Here is a 1,747-nt window from a genome sequence, read left to right on the forward strand (position 1 = left end):
GTAGTACCTCAGACCAAGATGCATCGGCACTGCCCTTTGGGGCAGTAGCCAACCCATTGGGGTCGGTGTCATCATCGCGCGAGCCGCTGCAATCGTGCACGGATCAGGATCTTTGGACTAAAGGTAAATATGAAAGCGGAACTTCCCTCGCTCGTGAAGTGGGCAGCGATCTCCACTGCCGCGGTGGCTTTGATTGCGGGCTGCGCCAGCAAGAACGATCCCGTGGCCCAGGCCGCAAAAGCCGACGCCACCAAGGGCATTGCCGCGCCCAGCATCGCCGAGACCAAGGCCATCGCCGAGGAGGCTTTCATCTACGGGCTGCCGCTCGTCATGAACTATGCCGTGATGTACGAATACGCCGTGGACAAGGGCGGCCCGCAATTCAAGGCGCCGTTCAACCAGATCAAGAACGAGTCTCGCGTCTTCACCTACCAAGACACGGCCATCATCACCCCCAACAGCGACACTCCGTACTCATTTCTCTGGCTGGACCTGCGCGCGGAACCGATGGTGATTTCGGTGCCGGCGGTGGAAAAGCGGCGCTACTATTCGGTGCAGTTGATCGACGGCAACACCTACAACTAYGGCTACATCGGCACTCGCGCCACGGGGACCGAGGCAGGTAGCTACATGGTGGTCGGCCCCGACTGGAAAGGCGCGACGCCCCCGGGCATCAAGAAGGTATTCACCTCGACAACGCCCTTCGCGCTCAGTGCCTTCCGGACYCAGCTCTTCAATGCCGGCGACATGCCGAACGTGGAGAARCTGCAGGCGGGCTACAAGGCGCAGCCGCTGTCCGCATTCCTGAAGCAACCCGCTCCGCCGGCCGCGCCGGCGATCAGCTTCCTCCCCGCCACCACGAAAGGGATCAAGGAAAACTACTTCGAGTAYCTCGAYGCCGCGCTCCGGTTCGTCCCCGCGACGCCGGAAGACAGGGATGTCCGGGCCCGGCTCGCCCGCATCGGCATCGGCCCGGGCAAGACCTTCGAATTCAAGGATCTTTCGCTGGAGCACAAGGCGGCCGTCGGTCTGGGCGTGAAGCAGGGTGAGGAGAAGGTGGACAAGTTCCTCGCCAGCGGCGTCAAGAATGTCAGCGGCTGGAACATCGGTGCGCTGTTCGGCAACCAGGATTTCTTCAAAGGCGATTGGCTGATGCGTGCCGCTGCAGCCAAGGGTGGTCTCTACGGGAACGATGCCGTGGAAGCGGTGTATCCSTTTACTCGGGCCGACTCAAAGGGCGAAGTGCTCGACGGCAGCAAGCACAACTACACGATCACTTTCCCCGCCGGGCAGCTTCCGCCGGTGAACGCCTTCTGGTCGGTGACGATGTATGACGGCAAGAGCCAGTTCCTGGTCAAGAACCCGATCAACCGCTACCTTGTCAACTCACCGATGCTGTCCGGCATGAAGAAGAACAAGGACGGGTCGCTCACCCTCTACGTCCAGAAGGACTCGCCGGGCAGGGCGTTGGAATCCAATTGGTTGCCCGCGCCGAACGACACCCTCTTCCTGGTGATGCGCCTGTACTACCCCAAGGCAACGGCGCCTTCGATCCTGCCGGCAGGCGAGGGGACGTGGCAGCCACCGGGGATCGTCGCGTCGAAGTAGCGGGAGCGGGCTCGTTTCCGGGGCCGTGGAACCTCCTCGTTCGAGCAAAGCACTCTGGCACCCGCGGCCAGCGTCAATGGCCGCTTCCACGCGCATTGCTGCCGTTCGGCGCCGAGGAACGAAAGGCTGCAACGGGCCC

Annotated in this window: 1 protein-coding gene; it reads left to right on the top strand. The window is 62.4% G+C overall.

All coding sequences use genetic code 11. The features are described 5' to 3' along the window. The first annotated feature begins 129 nt into the window (after positions 1 to 129). Positions 130 to 1,608: a DUF1254 domain-containing protein gene (locus AB4Z46_RS35225; protein WP_442288194.1), complete on the top strand. Its 1,479-nt coding sequence runs from the start codon at positions 130 to 132 to the stop codon at positions 1,606 to 1,608. Positions 1,609 to 1,747 lie beyond the last annotated feature (139 nt).

Source organism: Variovorax sp. M-6 (genome assembly GCF_052114385.1).
Lineage (GTDB): Bacteria > Pseudomonadota > Gammaproteobacteria > Burkholderiales > Burkholderiaceae_C > Variovorax.